General features: G+C 57.5%; 15 protein-coding genes and 1 pseudogene. 4 read left to right on the forward strand and 12 right to left on the reverse strand.

All coding sequences use genetic code 11. From position 1 onward, the window contains the following. The first annotated feature begins 172 nt into the window (after positions 1 to 172). Complete coding sequence (locus tag ACZ2IA_RS21985; protein ID WP_470294732.1) at positions 173 to 1,213, forward strand: IS110 family RNA-guided transposase; 1,041 nt, start codon at positions 173 to 175, stop codon at positions 1,211 to 1,213. An 826-nt stretch (positions 1,214 to 2,039) separates the two neighbouring features. On the opposite strand, the gene ACZ2IA_RS21990 is transcribed toward ACZ2IA_RS21985, so the two are convergent. The 4 genes and pseudogenes from ACZ2IA_RS21990 to ACZ2IA_RS22005 all read right to left on the reverse strand — a co-directional run bounded on the left by ACZ2IA_RS21990 (position 2,040) and on the right by ACZ2IA_RS22005 (position 6,916). Beyond that, positions 2,040 to 3,065 (reverse strand): alpha/beta hydrolase, encoded by a 1,026-nt coding sequence (locus tag ACZ2IA_RS21990; RefSeq protein ID WP_470294733.1) that lies wholly within the window; start codon positions 3,063 to 3,065, stop codon positions 2,040 to 2,042. 114 nt (positions 3,066 to 3,179) lie between these two features. Further along, positions 3,180 to 4,169, reverse strand: coding sequence for an aldo/keto reductase (locus ACZ2IA_RS21995; protein WP_470294734.1), 990 nt, complete (start codon positions 4,167 to 4,169; stop codon positions 3,180 to 3,182). Positions 4,170 to 4,441: 272 nt separating this feature from the next. Continuing rightward, a complete protein-coding gene (locus ACZ2IA_RS22000) occupies positions 4,442 to 5,227 on the reverse strand; it encodes an alpha/beta hydrolase (RefSeq protein WP_470294735.1) in 786 nt (261 codons plus the stop codon). A 239-nt stretch (positions 5,228 to 5,466) separates the two neighbouring features. Further along, positions 5,467 to 6,916 (reverse strand): annotated as a pseudogene (locus ACZ2IA_RS22005) (MFS transporter). Positions 6,917 to 7,029: 113 nt separating this feature from the next. On the opposite strand from ACZ2IA_RS22005, the gene ACZ2IA_RS22010 reads away from it, so the two are divergent. After that, the gene (locus ACZ2IA_RS22010; protein ID WP_470294736.1) at positions 7,030 to 7,926 is read left to right on the forward strand and encodes a LysR family transcriptional regulator; all 897 of its coding nucleotides are present in this window, start codon (positions 7,030 to 7,032) and stop codon (positions 7,924 to 7,926) included. Here the strand turns inward: ACZ2IA_RS22010 and ACZ2IA_RS22015 are convergent. From ACZ2IA_RS22015 to ACZ2IA_RS22040, 6 genes are all read right to left on the reverse strand, one after another. Beyond that, entirely contained in the window at positions 7,914 to 8,399 is a 486-nt protein-coding gene (locus ACZ2IA_RS22015; RefSeq protein ID WP_470294737.1) for a (R)-mandelonitrile lyase, read from the reverse strand. The genes ACZ2IA_RS22010 and ACZ2IA_RS22015 overlap by 13 nt on opposite strands. A gap of 11 nt (positions 8,400 to 8,410) precedes the next feature. Continuing rightward, entirely contained in the window at positions 8,411 to 8,836 is a 426-nt protein-coding gene (locus ACZ2IA_RS22020) for a carboxymuconolactone decarboxylase family protein (protein ID WP_470294738.1), read from the reverse strand. Positions 8,837 to 8,894: 58 nt separating this feature from the next. After that, positions 8,895 to 9,977, reverse strand: a complete 1,083-nt coding sequence (locus ACZ2IA_RS22025; protein ID WP_470294739.1) for an alpha/beta hydrolase — start codon at positions 9,975 to 9,977, stop codon at positions 8,895 to 8,897. Between the two features lie 614 nt (positions 9,978 to 10,591). Next, the gene (locus tag ACZ2IA_RS22030) at positions 10,592 to 10,891 is read right to left on the reverse strand and encodes a hypothetical protein (protein WP_470294740.1); all 300 of its coding nucleotides are present in this window, start codon (positions 10,889 to 10,891) and stop codon (positions 10,592 to 10,594) included. Between the two features lie 585 nt (positions 10,892 to 11,476). Then, positions 11,477 to 11,623, reverse strand: coding sequence for a hypothetical protein (locus tag ACZ2IA_RS22035; RefSeq protein ID WP_470294741.1), 147 nt, complete (start codon positions 11,621 to 11,623; stop codon positions 11,477 to 11,479). Positions 11,624 to 11,634: 11 nt separating this feature from the next. Beyond that, positions 11,635 to 12,387, reverse strand: coding sequence for a sulfite exporter TauE/SafE family protein (locus tag ACZ2IA_RS22040; RefSeq protein ID WP_470294742.1), 753 nt, complete (start codon positions 12,385 to 12,387; stop codon positions 11,635 to 11,637). A 245-nt stretch (positions 12,388 to 12,632) separates the two neighbouring features. Here ACZ2IA_RS22040 and ACZ2IA_RS22045 point away from each other — a divergent pair, with 245 nt between their 5' ends. Continuing rightward, positions 12,633 to 13,526, forward strand: coding sequence for a LysR family transcriptional regulator (locus tag ACZ2IA_RS22045; RefSeq protein WP_470294743.1), 894 nt, complete (start codon positions 12,633 to 12,635; stop codon positions 13,524 to 13,526). Between the two features lie 226 nt (positions 13,527 to 13,752). After that, positions 13,753 to 14,526, forward strand: coding sequence for a BREX system Lon protease-like protein BrxL (locus ACZ2IA_RS22050; protein ID WP_470294744.1), 774 nt, complete (start codon positions 13,753 to 13,755; stop codon positions 14,524 to 14,526). A 96-nt stretch (positions 14,527 to 14,622) separates the two neighbouring features. Here the strand turns inward: ACZ2IA_RS22050 and ACZ2IA_RS22055 are convergent, their stop codons facing one another. Together ACZ2IA_RS22055 and ACZ2IA_RS22060 are read right to left on the reverse strand one after the other, a co-directional pair. Beyond that, positions 14,623 to 15,327: a hypothetical protein gene (locus tag ACZ2IA_RS22055; RefSeq protein WP_470294745.1), complete on the reverse strand. Its 705-nt coding sequence runs from the start codon at positions 15,325 to 15,327 to the stop codon at positions 14,623 to 14,625. A 381-nt stretch (positions 15,328 to 15,708) separates the two neighbouring features. Further along, positions 15,709 to 16,449, reverse strand: a complete 741-nt coding sequence (locus ACZ2IA_RS22060; RefSeq protein ID WP_470294746.1) for an HNH endonuclease signature motif containing protein — start codon at positions 16,447 to 16,449, stop codon at positions 15,709 to 15,711. Between the last annotated feature and the right edge of the window lie 158 nt (positions 16,450 to 16,607).

Consider the following 16,607-nt stretch of genomic DNA (forward strand, 5'->3'; position numbering starts at 1 on the left):
CAGGAGTGTTCACACCTCCAGTGACCGCCGGATCGAAGGCGACATTACAAACTCCCCCAAGTGGCCGGTTCTCGGCCAAAGCAATGGGATGGACTCCTCCCTCCTGATACGGCATCAACGTGCCAGACTGGAAGCGTCAACAAACCAGTCAAAACGAAACGAGGAGTCCACCATGAAGATTATGCGCATCGGCATCGATTTGGCCAAAAACGTTTTCCAGATTCATGGTGTGGATGCTCATGAGCATCCAGCCTGTCGCCGGCAACTACGTCGCCAGCAGCTTTTGGAATTCTTCCGGAAACTCGATCCCTGTCTGATCGGTATGGAAGCCTGTGCCGGTGCTCACCATTGGGCGCGTCAGCTGCAATCAATGGGACACACGGTCAAGTTGATTGCGCCACAATTTGTGAAGGCCTATGTGAAGGGCAACAAGAACGATGCCAACGATGCTGAGGCAATCTGCGAAGCGGTCAGCAGACCGGGAATGCGCTTTGTGCCGATCAAATCTATTGAGCAACAGGATCTGCAGGCATTGCACCGCATTCGAACCGAACTGATTCACCAGCGTACCGCCAAGGTCAATCAGATTCGAGGCTTGCTGGCAGAGTATGGGATCGTGATCGCGGTGACCGTGAAGCAATTACGCAAAGCATTGCCGCTGATCCTGGAAGAGGCTGAAAACGGCCTCTCGGCGCGCTTCCGTCATCTGCTGGACGGGCTGCGCGAAGATCTGGTGTATCTGGACGAACAAATTGCCATCGTAGATCAAGACATGGTGCGCCAAGCCAATGAAAATGCGATGGCCAGAAAGCTGCAGCAACTACGCGGCATTGGCCCCATTACGGCCACTGCACTGGTGGCCGCCATTGGCAACGCCAAGGACTTCAAACGGGGGCGGGATCTTGCTGCGTGGCTGGGGCTGGTCCCCGCTCAGCACAGTAGTGGAGGCAAGGACCGGTTGCTCGGGATCAGCAAGCGAGGGAATACCTATCTGCGCACATTAGTCATTCACGGGGCTCGAGCTGTCGTTCGCGCAGCGGCGACGCAAACAGACCATCTCAGTTGCTGGATCCAAAGTCTGTGCGCGCGTCGCAACAATAATATTGCCGCAGTCGCCCTAGCCAACAAGACGGTACGTCTGGCTTGGGCGCTCATGACACGCGAGGCGGATTACGACCCAGATTATGGGCAAGCCGCAGATATAGCAGCCTGAGCATTCAAGCTGGACAGGGCCTCGGCAACGAGATGATCAACGCTTAACCCATCTTCACGATTGCGCAGCATGAAGCAGTGATGGCGAACAGGTCGAACCGGCGTCGGAAGAACCCGAGAACTGTCCAAGTGCGAACAGCACGACAAAGCAATAGGGATCTGGCGCGCGGATAGCCCATTATGGCCCGGGCAATTAAGCCCAACTCAGAGGCCGGATATACGTAAGCAGTCGATCCGAACCCCAGAGCTGTGAAATGCGTGCAAACCGGGAGGAGTCCATATACAGACGATTGTCTTCCCACCTACTGATGCCCGCTCCCGACCCAATCCAGACCTTCGTTATCGATCGCGTTTAACGGCAGGTATTGGAGCGAAGCCGACGTTCTGGTCGGAGGCTCACGGGCAAGTCGTCGGTCCAAGCAGACGATGAAAAGTAGGGTTCACATCGTCTGCTTCACATAGAAATTCAGACGCGCCCACTCAGGACGAGGCGCTCAGATACTTCTTGTAAGAAGCCCCCACCACCCCACCGCCCTGCTCGTGGCCTCGGGCTAATCGTATGGCTAGTGCTAGGCACGATCTGTATCAGTTTTTACGCCTAACGGGCGCAGCGGTACAGTTGAAAACCGTCGCCCTAGGATCAAAAGACACCAAGCAAAGCAAGTTGCAACAATCCGCCGCAGTCGAAAAAAGCACCCGTAGGTGCTTTTTTCGAGTCTCACTGTCGCGTATGCCAGCTTGCTTGCGCATGGAGTGACTGTGTAACTGCACCTGATGAGAGAGATGAGTTTTCCACACTTGACCGGATACTGGTGACCCGGAGTCCTCTAGAGCGTTCTCGCGTAGAACGCCGTTAGCTTGCCGATTGCAGTGTCCACATACTTAGGAACCCAATAGGTTTCGATATGTGTTGCGCCATTGATCTTGAACAGCTCCTTGTCCTTCGTGCCGGTGGCCTTGGCAAACGCATCCTCGGTCATGTAGAGGGTATCGGCCTTGCTGCCGGCGATCATCAGTAGCGGCTTGTCGATCAGTTCGATCTGATCGGTGGCATCGAAGCGCATCAGGTCCAGCAAGCTGCTTGTGTTGTACTTGAAGGTCGAGTTAGGGTGAGCGTAGGTCTTCCAGTAGTACTCATAGCCCTGCCGATACAGTTCAAACGGTAGATTGGCGATCTGCTCATCGGTCAGATTAGCATCCCCTGAATAAAGTATTTCCCTGCCGGCCGCTTCTTGGGCGCGGGCATTCGATGCCTGCTGCAAACGTTGCTGGATGGTGGCCAATTGCGAGTCCTGTAAGCCATTGCGACGAACCCGCCCAGAGTTGAACATACTCACCGTCGCAACCGACTTGAATCGCTTATCGGTTTGCGCTGCAGCCAACGAGTATCCACCGCCGCCGCAGATGCCGAGCAAGCCCAGGCGTTTCCCATCGACTCCGTTATAGTGGGTGATAAAGTCCGCCATGCCGTGGATATCCTCGATGCGGTTCGCAGGCTTGTCCACATTGCGTGGCAGCCCTCCGCTCGCCCCCTGATACGCCGCATCCGCAGTAATCGTGATGTAGCCCTGTTCGGCCAATCGCTGCGCATACAGGCCTGCAACTTGCTCTTTCACCCCGCCATTCGGATGCGCCACCACCACGGACGGATAAGTCTTCTTCGGGTCGTAGTTCGCTGGGGTATAGACATTGGCAGCAATATCCAGGCCATTGAGCTTGTACGTGACCGGATGGATATTGACCTTGCCAGGTTCATTCTTCGTGATGGCGCCATCGTAGACCAAGGTAAACGGGTTCTTCCTGTAGTCCGCCGCGTTAGCGCTTCCTGCCGTGATGCCGATCATTGCAGCCATGAGGGTCACCTTTAGAATTATGGATTTCACCAAAATGATCCTTAAAAAGAGATGTGCACTCTGGGAGATGCTCTGGAACCATTCCGACCGTCGGCCGTTACTTCCGATGTACGATCAGAGCCCCGTCATCTTGAGCACCGCCTCAGGCAGCCGTTCGCCCTGAACCTCAATCTTGGAAGCTTGGGCTGCAATTTCCTGCAGATCCTGCAAGGTCAAAACGAGTTCGACTGCGCCAAGATTCTCTTCAAGGCGGTGCAACTTGGTGGTCCCAGGGATCGGTACGACCCACGGCTTCTGTGCAAGCAGCCACGCCAGCGCCACTTGTGCGGGCGTCGCACCCTTGCGCTTGGCAACGGCCTTGATCACCTCGACCAGAGCGAGGTTTGCCTTACGGGCCTCAGGTGAGAAGCGAGGAACAAAGTTGCGGAAGTCGGTCGGGTCAAACTGGGTGTTCTCGTCGATCTTGCCGGTAAGGAAGCCGGCACCGAGCGGACTGAACGGCACGAAACCGATCCCTAATTCCTCCAGTGTTGGCAGCAGTTCGACTTCCGGCCCGCGCCAGAACAGCGAATATTCGCTTTGCACGGCCGTGACCGGCTGAACCGCATGTGCGCGTCGGATCGTCTGGACTCCTGCTTCAGACAGGCCGAAATGCTTCACCTTGCCTGCGGCGATCAACTCTTTTACTGCACCGGCCACATCTTCAATGGGTACGTGCGGATCGACGCGATGCTGATAGAGCAGGTCGATGTAGTCGGTATCGAGCCGCTTGAGGCAAGCATCAACCACCTGCTTGATGTGCTCCGGGCGGCTGTTGGTGCCGCCACTGCGCGCGCCCGTCTCCAGGTCGATGTCGAAGCCGAACTTGGTGGCGATCACTACCTTGTCGCGGATCGGTTTGAGCGCTTCGCCAACTAGGGTTTCATTGACGAAGGGGCCGTAGGCTTCGGCCGTGTCAAACATCGTGACCCCGCGGTCATGGGCGGCTCGGATGAGCTTGATCATCTCCTGTTTGTCGGACGCAGGCCCATAGACGGCCCCCATGCTCATGCAGCCGAGGCCGAGAGCGGAAACTTCCAGGTTTCCAATCATTCTGGTTTTCATGTCGTGTTCCTTTCATGAACTGTGATGGACTGAGCGTCCAGCTCGGGGCAGTAAAGGCCATTATTTCCGAGCATTCGGTTTGCCTGTACACGATGCAGCGCAATGGATGGGGTGTTGAGCAGCTGCCTTGCTATTCGTGTTGCCAATATAGAGGGCAACGATATTTTCGATAAGACAGCCTAATCTTCTTATACTCATAAGCTGAGCTAATGTATTTGGCGCGGTCTTCTGAAGCCACGGAACAAGTGGCTGAGCACAAGAAAACGCGCTCGTCAGTTTCTCGGTGGGACGAACCTGCACCAAAATCCGATGGCTTTGTCGATCCAGCCTGCGGCACGGGTACCGGCCCCCGTGCCAAAGCCATGCCCCAACTCCTCGTACTCATGAAACTCGACGGGTGTGCCGGCCCGGCGTAGCGCCTCGGCTCGCCGATTCATCGTGGCAGGCGGCGCAATCGGATCCTGCTCGCCGACGATCACGAACGTGGGTGGCTCATCGGCGGAATAATCAGAATGGCCGGTGTAGGCCATGACAATGGCTGACGGTTTTGGTAGGTCGTCGCCCCCATAGGGCTCGACGCCATGCGAGCCGATCGCAGCGGCCATCCGTGCCCCTGCGGAGCTACCCCACAGGGAGTAGCCCTCGGTACTGACGCCGAGCTTGTCGGCGTTGCGGAAAACATAGGAGATGGCAGCGGCCAGATCCTGGGTCGCCAGGCTGCCGCTATAGCCGGCACGGTAGCGCAGCACGAAGGCGTTATACCCCTTGTTACTGATGTCTTCGGCATAGGGGAAACCTTCGTGCACGGCGCCGACATAGGCGAACCCGCCACCAGGCGCGATGATTGCGAAAGGTGCACCTGGCTTACCTCGGAAGAAGAACAGGCCTGTATTGGCTTTTGAGGGGGCTTCCTGCTTTTGGATCTGGGTGTAGACGTTATAGAAGACGGCGTTACCGGCATTCACATCATCGATTATGCGGTTCAGTGCCCTCACCACCACTTCCGGTTCGATATGGGTGTGATAGGGCAAAAGCGAGCCGATGTCGCGCAGCTGCATAGCTCTGTCATAGCTACGGTTGTCCCACGGCAAAAGCAGACGGGCGAAGCTAGTGAAAGCAGGATGGTCCAAAAGACCGCCTATCGTGTCTTCTGCAGTCAGATGCCTGCCTTGGCTAGGTCTAGACAGCCCTGGCATCACGTCATGATGGGTACTTGCTAGGCCGTTCTCTTCACCTGTGGCGCAAGATGCCAAAGCCAAGCACAGGGCGGCCGATGTGGCTTGGGATACTCGCCGTGTCATTGGGCTGTGTCTTTGTTGGCCTGGGGGTGCCGCGCTGTGACAAAGGCAATGAGCAACGCGACGATGACCATGACTGCGGCGCACTCCATGGCGTTGCCGATCCGATGGGTGAGTAGTGCTTTGCCCATCAGCACCCCTGCGCCGATGACCGATGCAGCAATCTGCAAGCCAAGACCGAGCGAGCTACCCAGTTGATGGGCCGCATTGACGAGCCCAGAAGCGGCACCCGCGTCGTTTGCCGAAACGCCGGCGATACCCGAGGCAGTGAGCGGGCCCAGTGCACCGCCTTGTCCCAGACCGATCAGCAGCATCGGCAGGGCAAGTCCCGTAAGATAGGTTGTTTCGACCGAGACGTGCGCGAGCCATGCCATGCCAGTCAACCCCAACAGCAGGCTGCCAAGCAAAACGGTACGGCTGCCGAACCGGGCAATCAGCCTGGGCGCAGCAAGCGCGGCAAGGAAATTCACGACCATCGCGGGGAGGAACGCCAGTCCAGCCTGTGCCGGGCGGTAGCCGAGTACTCCTTGCATGTACTGGGTGGAAAAGAAAAAGAACCCGACATTCGCGCCGATGAAGAGCATACGAACAGCGTAGGCGCCAGAACGCTCGCTGCTGGCGAACAGGCGCAGCGGCATAATCGGTTGTTTGGCGCGCCATTCGGTGAAGACAAAGATCGCCAGCAAAATCATGCCTGTCAGCATCGCCTGGTCTGTCCGCGAGTCGGACCAGCCGGCAGCGGCCAAGTTGACGATACCGAAAACCAGTGCACTCATGCCCAACGTCGAGGTGATAGCACCGGCAAGGTCGAAGGTGCCTGCATGTTGGTCAGTCTCATCAATGCTGCGCAATGCGGCGACGATCAGTCCAAGCCCAATCGGCACGTTGATGAAGAAGCCGACACGCCAGGACAGCCAGTCGGCGAGCACGCCACCGAGGACCAGGCCGATACTGGCCGAAATACCGGCGGCCGAGGCGTAGTACGAGATTGCCCGTGTGCGCTCGGGTCCTGCTGGAAAGTTTGTCTGCAATAGCGCGAGCGTCGAGGGGGCCAGGATGGCGGAGCCAAAGCCTTGAATAGCGCGCGCGGCGATAAGCCAGGATGGCGTGGGCCACGCCGATCAGGAACGAGGAGACGACGAAGATGGCCAGGCCGGCCACAAACATGCGTCGCCGGCCAAGAATGTCGCCTGCACGGGCACCCAGCAGGAGGAAACCACCGAAAGTCAGTGTGTAGGCGTTGGACACCCAAGAGAGTCCAGCGTCGGTGAAGCCGAGTTCAGTATGAATTTTCGGCAAGCCGGTGATGACGATCGAGATGTCGAGCACGATCATCACGTAGCTCACCATGATGATCGCCAGAATCGCAGCCCGATTGACGGGGGGCGTTGCCGAAGAAACCGAGAATCTGTCGTGAGACAACTCGGCGCCGTTTGTATGGATAGTCATGAATTCGATACCTCTTCATTCAACCATCTGGATGGTTGGACGAAACTATAACGTTGGTACCGATCATTGATTAGACGCTACAATCGACATGGCATCATAAGGTGAACTAATGAATGGCGCGCGAAAACTACAATGACCTCTCGGCCTTCGTGTTGGTCTCGAAGGAAGGCAGCTTTACCCGTGCAGCTGCCAAGCTCGGTGTCTCACAGTCCGCCCTGAGTCAGACGATTAAAGGCCTGGAAGAACGACTCGGGATTCGGCTGCTGACCCGTACCACGCGAAGTTTGTCGCCGACTGAGGCGGGGCTGCGCTTGCTACAGACGATCTCTCCTAGGTTCGAGGAGATCGATATGGAGCTGGATGCGCTCAGTGCCTTACGCGAGAAGCCCGCCGGGACGATCCGTATCACTGCGGGCGAGCATGCGGCCATCTCAGTGCTGCAGCCCGCCCTCAAGAAATTCCTGCTTGACTACCCCGACATCAAGGTCGAGATCATCGTCGACTACGCTCTGATCGACATTGTGGCTGAGGGCTATGACGCGGGGGTGCGCATGGGAGAACAGGTTGCGCAAGACATGATCGCGGTGAAAATCGGTCCGGAGATGCGCATGGCGGTTATCGGATCGCCGGATTATTTCGAACGGCATCCGATTCCGCAAACGCCACAGGACCTGACCAGACATAACTGTATCAATGTACGGCTGCCGACCTATGGCGGGCTGTACCCCTGGGAGCTAGAGAAGGACGGCCGCGAGATCAAGGTACGGGGCGAAGGCCAGTTGGTGTTCAACAATCTCGGCATGAGGCTGTCTTCTGCCCTGGATGGGCTTGGCCTGGCCTATATGCCGGAAGACCAGGTGCTGCCATACATGGCGCAGGGGCGCTTGATCCGCGTGCTGGAGGACTGGTGCCCCTATTTCCCCGGATACCACCTCTACTATCCGAGCCGCCGCTACATGTCGCCCGCATTTGCCATCCTGGTGGATCAGTTGCGCTATCAAGGGCGCTGAGCCGAGTGGGGATACTGCTCGTCGGTGACATGCTCCATCCAGTCGACTGACTGACCACCGAGTACTTCGGTGATGGCAATGTGCGTCATGCCGGTGCTTGTCGTGGCGCCATGCCAATGTTTGACACCGGGTGGAATCCAGACAATATCGCCGGGGTGGATCTCCTGGATGGGGCCACCCCAGCTTTGGACAAGGCCAACCCCGGCGGTGACGATAAGAGTCTGTCCAAGCGGATGGGTGTGCCAGGCAGTATGCGCACCGGGCTCAAACGTCACGATGGCACCGCTGATGCGGGCCGGCTCGCTGCCCCGGAACCGGGAATCAACCCGAACCGGGCCGGTAAAGTGATCCGCTCCTCCCATGCTGGACGGCTGCGAACCGACAGGGGTGATAACGATCTCTTGCTTTGCCTGGGCAGATGCCATCGAAGTGAGGAGCAAGAGTGCGGCAATGGATAAGGTCGCGCGTAGCATGACGCCGTCTCTCAGTTTTTCTTGAAAACATCTTTGGCGACGGCAACGGCCGATACCGCATTTGGCCAACCGGTGTAAAAAGCCAGATGCGTGATAGTCTCGATCAGTTCTTCTTCGGTAACACCGTTCTGGCGGGCGAGCAACAAATGTGAGCGAAGCTGATCGGGGCGGTTCATCGCGATCAGTGCGGCGACGGTGATGAGGCTGCGATCCCGCTTGGAAAGCTGTGGCCGCTCCCAGATATCGCCGTAGAGCACGTTGTCAGTCAGTTCAGCAAGCTTTGGCGCCGTAGCGCCCATCAACTGCTGCGCGCGGGTTTGCTGCTGGGGTGCCGTAGTCGGCGTCGTTCCAGTCTGGGCGTGAGTCATCGATGGCATGCCTCCTGCTATCAAGATGCCGACTGCGGCAATGAGATTTCTGATAAGTGGTTTCAACATGTTGGCTCCATGTACTACAGGCACTACTTGTCGTAGGAAAAGTGCAGTGCATGACGGGTCAGTCCAGATGCTTCTCATCGAGGAACTTCGAAACCTGGTCTGCAATTTGGACATTGTTCAGATCAGAGAAGATGAAGTGCGTGTTGCCCCGGATTCCAATCTCGGGCAGATGCACGAGGTGTGCATCGCCACCGCGCTTGTTGATGGCGGCGACCCACAGACGGGCCATCGCCAACCTGACGCGCCAATTGTCCTCACCTCGGCGTATGGTCGGTTCGGTTGGAATGTTGTCGCCGTAGTAAATGACGATTGGGATGTGAGTGAGCTTGTTGAAATCCTCCGGCGACACGGCTTCCGGTGTCAGCGTGCCGGCTGCGCTCGGCATCGCGTCGGGCAGTTCACCTTTGGGGAAAACGAAGCCGCTGCCTGGTTCGAATGCAACGATAGCTTTGACGTTTGGGTTCTTGATCGCTGTCAGCCAACCTGGCCCTCCGGCCTGAGAGTGGGTGAACAGGATGCCCGGACCGATCTTGTCGAACAGCGCCGACATCGCATCCGAAATCACGCCCGCATCATAAGGCCCGGTATTGGGTGTCACCGAGCGGAAGAACTGATTCAGCGTCTCCGGCTTACGGTCGAATTGCACGCCGGCGAAATAATTCGGCCAGATGCCGAGCCGAAATTGGTCGAAGAAAAGCTGATCATTCGGCGTGGGCTCGATCGTTGATGCGATAGTGCTGTTGCCAGCCCGCCCGCGACGCGGCTGATCAACCAGATAGACTGGAAAGCCCAGGCGCAGAAAGATGTTCTGGAAGCCCTCGCGGCCATCCGAAGTAGTTTCCCAGCTACGTGCAGACTGATAGGCACCATGTAGCATGACGATAGGCAACACCTTGGGATCCTGCGGCACCTGATAGAAGACGTAGAGATGATCTCCGTGAAGGCTCTGCCCTTCGGTGGTCGGCTTGTTGTTGTCGTAGTGTCCAGACGAGCTGACGATCTTACCGCCCACTGCAAAGCTGCCTTGCTTTTGAATGACCAGAGGGGCAGGTTTGCTCGGTTCCTGCGCTATTGCTAATGGGGATGCAACAGCGCTCGCTGACACGAACAGTAGCGCGATCAAATATTTCCACGAGATCAAGGCAATGACTCCTCTTAATGGGGCGGAGATGTGGCCTCGATCCTACCTTTCATGTCAGTTTTTGATTAGGCAGCTGGATACGATAAGACTCAGAAGCTGGGTTAATGTATATGCGTTCGGATCAACGTCTATGGCGCGCTTGTCTGGGGTTTTGTGTATACCAGGACGACTGTTCAAGATTGAAAGTACGCATTCTAGGAACCGGGCGCAGACTTTCATCATCAATGAACGGTGAGTGTCCAGTTAATAGCCGGGAGCGGCCGTTCCGGAAAAGTGAGTTGGACGACCGCTTTGGCCGAACAGCAGCCGTTCGGCTGCATTAGCCTGTATGACTGCTGCTCGGCCAGAGCTGCCGGTGACGTACTGAGTCAACTAGGACCGCTATGCGCCGCACACCAGACATTGGCTTGAAATACTACTGAATGGCCGCTTTCAACTTCGGGGAATGCGTACTCACGACCCGAAGCGGCCCCTCGACTTCGGCGTTTGACGATCCAGGATCGTGAGCTAGGCGGCACGCGCGACTTGCACGACTTCCCGAAGCTTCTCTGCACAGTGCACCAAAGACGCAAGATCATCCGCCGTGACCCCCTCGTCCTGAGGCCGGAACGATGTCAGCCTTTCCGAATGCTCCACCTCTTGCGCACTACCGTCTGCGTGGGCCAGGAGACCGTCACGAGCTTGCTCAAGCCGCTTAAGCAAAGCATCAAATGCTGCGCGGTCTGATGCCTCGGGGAAGGCCCGCTGAACGCACTCGTCGCGAAATTTCTAACGGCTGGCCAGGCGTTGCCCGCCACGTTGCCTTTGTCTTCCCAGCCCGCCTTGAACACGGTCAGGAACGTGATGACGGCCATCTGGGCCAGACCCTTGCCTATGACGATGCCGTCGATTGGCGTCGGGAAGGCTTGATCCATGTGGTTCCACCTGGGACCCGCTTGCTTGGCCCACTCGTTCACTCGGATGGCCGTGCGCAGCATCTGGACGCACCTTACCAATGCTTCCAGTCAAATGCTGCGCCGCGTCTCAATCTCCCGCGCCTCGCCGGTGAGCGTGCCATCGTGAATGACGTGCACACGCTTTCCAGCACTCAGCTGGATTGGCGCGGCGCTACTGGGTCGTTCCTTCATGGCTTGGCAATCCTCTGTCTGGGATAGGGCATTCTCCACTCTCCAAATCGGGGCGGTTTCCTCCGCCTACCGATGCCAAAAAACAACCGCTTGATTCGTCCGCGCGTAACCTGTTGATTCATAAAGAGGCCGGCAACGGCCTTTGCGGACTTCGGGCCACTTCGGGCGAGCGCACCTGGAGAGAATAATGACCCGGAGAGAGTGAAAACGGGTACTTTTCGGGGAGCCCCCTAGGAAGGCGAAGTCCGCAGGCGTTCGTCGGAACCCGCGCAAACACACGGGAATTGTCGCCAACAGATGAGAAAAAGCCCCAACTAAGAACAGTTGGGGCTTCGATATTGGTGGTGGGGTGGCATCTCGGGTCCGACTTGCTCAATTGGGCGGTGCAAATTCCTGAAAAGTCGTGCGAAATTCTGCGGGAAGGCCGGGAAAGTTCAGTTTTTTGATCGGTTTCAGCTTCCCGTGGCGAATCAAATCGGCGGGGCCTGATGGAACGGACAGGCTTACGATCTGGGGCATCGTCATCTGCCTCAGAGGAAGAATGGACGAACGGCGAGTTCAAGGCCAAGAATTGCGATGAAGATAAGGAACCAGCGCCGAAAGGTTGCGGCGCTTATGCGCCCACGGATCGTTGTTCCGACCCACATGCCCAGCAACGAGGGAATGACCGCGAGTGCGGACAAAGTAATATTTCCAAGATGGAAAGCTCCGCCACGAGCCAAGCCCGCCGCAAGCGCAATTGTTGAGACCGTGAACGACAGTCCCAGTGCCTGGATAAGATCGTCTTTGGAAAGGCCGAGGGCCTGGAGATAGGGAACGGCGGGAAGTGTGAAAACCCCAGTTCCTCCGTTGATCGCTCCGGTTGTCAACCCAATAACAGGCGACAGTAAACGCTCAAGGCGCGCAGGAACCGACAATGGCTTCGCCGACAGGCCGTGCATCGCATAGAGAATCAAGGCGGAGCCCAATCCAACACTTGCGTATTCCGTATTGGCGCTCGTCAGAAGCCATGAGCCGGCGAGTGTGCCAGCCACGATGCCGAGCATCATCAGCCAAAGCCTTTTCATCAGGGCCAGGAAATTCGGCCCCGTGAATAGCTGCCAAAAATTAGTGACAAACGATGGAATGACCAGCAGCGAAGCTGCGCTGACTGGCGACATGATCGCACTGAGGACACCCATAGCGACGGTCGGCAGGCCCATCCCGGCCACGCCCTTGACGATCCCGGCGAGGAAAAACGTCAACGCGACAATTAGAACATGCGACGAAAGGTAATCATTCATTTTGACTCACTCGGACTGGCGGTGTTGCATTTGAAGACTTCGCCGCAACCGATGGTAGCCCGCGCATATGGCGTGACAGGTCGGCGGGCAAACCTAGCTCTCTCAAGGCACTAGCTCTCCAATACCTTGTTTTATCGTAAAAAATCAGCGAACATGGCGTCTCGTGCAGTAATGTACGCTCGCCGACCGAACGTCACAATTGGTCATTTCCGATGGGTGGGTTCGGCAGAACCGAAGGAAAAGAATTGCGCTTCGATTTGACGGATATGCGGTTGTTCCTGACCGTAGTGGAGCAAGGCAGCCTCACCAAGGGCGCCGAGAGCTCGCACCTGGCTCTCGCTTCCGTGAGCGAACGCATTTCCGGAATGGAATCTTCGCTTGGCGCGCAGCTCTTGGAACGAAATAGGCGGGGGGTCACTACGACTGCGGCCGGTGATGCCCTGGTTCGCCATGCCCGTATGATCCTAAACCAAGTGGAGCAGATGCGTGGAGAACTACGCAGCTACGGCACTGGCCTAAAAGGGCGTATCAGGCTCTTGTCCAACACGGCTGGGTTGGTTGCTTTTCTACCGCATCGACTCGGACGATTCTTGGTAACTTATCCGGACCTTTCCATTGATCTCAGTGAACGGCCAAGCATCGAGATTGCCGTGGCCATCGCGGAAGGTCGTGCTGATTTGGGAGTTGTAGCCGACACCGCCGACTTGGCTGCGTTGGAGACACGCGTTATTGCAGAAGATCAACTCGTCGTTGTGGTGAGCAAAACACATCGCATCAGCGATCAACGATCGATAGCTTTTGCGGATGTTGTGGGTGAGCCGTTCGTCGGCTTGTCCGACGCCGCGCTGGAAGCTCATTTGGGAGAACGTGCAGCCCGGCTGGGTCGCCAGATTTACTACCGCATTCAACTCAGACGGATTGAGCACGTCGCAATGTTGGTTGAGTCCGGTGTTGGGATCGCCATTTTAACGGAGACTTCCGTTAAAGACTTGGCGCACCTCGGCTTGGCTATTGTGCCGCTGCAAGACCCCTGGGCGCTTAGGCAGCTTTATCTTTGCGCGCGTGATTTCTCTGCGCTCACTCCGCACGCCAGCTTACTCGCTCAACAGCTTACGGAGCCGAAGGTCGCTATCCCTTAAGCGCTAGGGCCGGCGCAACCCGCTGCGTAGGTTAGCACCGAGCGGGTATAGCCATGGTCTGCATATAGGTTGGTAGGCTGCTGTGCCCGCCAGACGCGCCGGGTCTGCGTCGTAGGGCGCGATTCTAGTGCTGTTCCTGCTGATGCGACTGTACGACAAGCCGCAAGTATGGATTGTTAGCCGGCAGATGGTCGAATATCGCTTGTGGCATTGCCAATAGATAGCCATGCAGTCGGCGGCTTTTCCTGGGACCGGTGGCTTGGAGCCAAGCAAGCTGTCGAAACGCGTGCAGATGCACTTCATCGCCCGGCTGGCGGCCTTGGTGGAGCCCAACTACAACTACATCGAGTTGGGCCCGCGCGGCACCGGCAAGTCCTACTTCTTCAGCGAATTTTCGCCCTATGCCACGCTGATCTCGGGCGGCCAGGCGACCAAGGCCACGTTGTTTTACAACAACGCGCGTCGCAAGGTTGGCTTGGTCGGCTATTGGGACACCGTTGCCTTCGACGAAGTCGGCGGGATCAAGGTGCGAGATCCCGACACCATCCAGATCATGAAGGACTTCATGGCCAACGGCCGCTTCTCGCGCGGGAACGAGGTCATTGCCGATGCCAGTTTGAGCTTCGTTGGCAATATCGATGTCTCGGTGCAGCAAGTGGTGAACTCCAACGAACACGATCTGTTCCAGACGCTGCCCAACGGCGAAACAGCCAAAGCGAGGCCGTGGGACACCGCGACCACGCCGCTGCAACTGGCGCTGGCCAGAGGTCACCGCTGGCTGGCCATGCTGGAGTCGGGCGAGGTCAATTCACTCAAGGAGATCGCCACCATGGAGGGGATCGACAACATCTACGTCAGCCGGATGGTCAACCTGACCACACTTGCGCCGGACATCGTTGCCGCCATCCTCGACGACGCGATGCCGAACCATGTCACGCTGTTTGGCTTGGCGGTTGATCCGCCTGCGTTGTGGGACGAGCAGCGATGCCGGCTCGTGTAGATGGCATCCTCGCGTAAGTCTGTCCACCGTGATGTTGCGGCTGTCAGTTGTGAGAACCGGCGCCGAACCGGGAACGACTCAGCCGGCGAAGCTCATTCAATCGCCAAATCGGGAGAAGCGAAGGCGCTTGGCACCCATGCGCGGGTGCCAAGCCACTTTCAGGCCCTCGCGCTGCTCGCCCGGCAGCGCATACATCACATTCACCGCCAAATCGCCCACGTGGTAGAGCCAAGAGGCGAATGCCACTTGGCCGTTGAGCTCGGCGGTGTGGACGTCTGAGCCGCCGGCGGCCACCACCGGCAAAGGCAAATGACCGAAAGCCAAGTAGATGTGCGGGTGCGGCTGCCCGTCGACCAACGCCTTGGCGAGCGGTGCAACGTCGATCGGGATGTTGCCCTCGACCACAAGGCAGCCGAAGAGCTTGGCGAAGTACAGGTGCACGCGCCGCATGCAGCGCCGCGTGTCGTAGGGAAAGAGCCAGTTGGCGCGGAACGATCCTGCCCCTAGCAGCCGCGGCACGGCGTCGCGCAGTTCTCCCGAGCAGTGCTCCCAGGCGTAGTCATACGGTTGGGTCCGCTTGCTGTTGCAGCTCAGGCAGATGCGGTGCGCGAACTTCAGCGTGTCCGACTTCAGGCTGCCGACCTTCACATTGCGGCGGCGAGGCCGACTTGGCTGGTCGCTTGCGTTGAAGAAGAGTGGCTTGGCTTGCGAGGGCTTGCCGAACAGCACCTTGAGATCCGAGGCTTTGGCCAGGTGCTCGCGTGTGGCAGCATTCTCAGCACCGCAGATCCAGCATTTCATGGATGGGACTCAAACGCATAATCCGACAGCCTATCACGAAGGCGTCGCGCACGACTGCCGGGCGATGCCTCGGCTTCCGTGACCGAAAGCGGACGCACTTCAATGTCTGTTCTTGGCCGGGAGCACGCATTGATGGGTGTCACCGATAGCGGTCATTCGATTTTTCACCGACGCGGCCAACGGCCGCTATCTGGCACCATGCACGAACTGGCACTCCCGGCCAGAAGCGGTCACTCAACAATGACCGCTTACTGTAAAGCCGCTTCACTCGCCAACAGCTTGAGAACGAACGCAACTGTGTAGACTCATGTCATGGAAGCACAAACCTTCGCAGGCACTTATGGCTGGCTGGGGCGACGCTGCCCGTTCGATCAGGTCTTGCTAGACGAGGGCGATTGTCTGCTGCGGCGGCTCGTTGGGAAAAAGCCGCTTTCGCTCGTGCTCAGCGAGGTCGGAAAGGTGTTGCAGTGGCATCAGAGAGTCGATGAAGCGACGCGCGAAGTAGCGGTCGAGAAAGTCTGCAGGCAGATCACCAACAGACGGGCCCATGTTGATGTATCCGAGCCGCTGCATTCTGAGATTCTTTGCAGTTCGGAACGCTTGCAACTTGAGGTTTGAGGGGAGCGCATCAGGAAACGTCGCAACCACTGTCTCGATGCGTATTGCTACCTCTTCGCTAGTTTTGTCGAACAGGTGGTGATACCTCTTGAAGTTCTCGTCGTTGTACGGCGGGCAAGGTCCTTCAATCATAATCTGCCATGAGAAATTCGTTTTATCGGGATACAAGTCAACAGGTAGCGCTAGCAGAAAGCGATTGAGCCATGTCAGAGGAACCATATGAAGTTCAAAAATGATTTCAGCCCGGTACTCAATAGTCTCGTTATCTGCACCAGCCGGGTTGAGGCGAGCGGCAACAACGTCCCGCCAACTGGCGTTGTACCTGCGGATCAGGTCAGGAGTGAGGTTGCGCGCGAATGCTTGTGTTGTGTGCGCGTCGCTGTGGCAGTCATTGCAGAGAACGGCCAAGTTCTCCAACACGTTGTGGCTCGGATCTTCGTCGACGTGATGAATCTGAACCGAACGCCTTTTCTCGCGGCAGACGCAGCAGGTGCGGTCGGACATGAACATGACCTCGGCTACCAGATTGTCGGGGATGGGTATGCGCGTCTTGGTCATAGTAGCAGTTTATCGTATGGTGATTACTGGTGTTGGCGCTCACTGAATTTTGACCAGCCGTGCTCGTTGAATTTTGACCAGGCATGGAGGCCGCCCGCGCAGCG

This window comes from Crenobacter sp. CS_VA4, assembly GCF_055597485.1.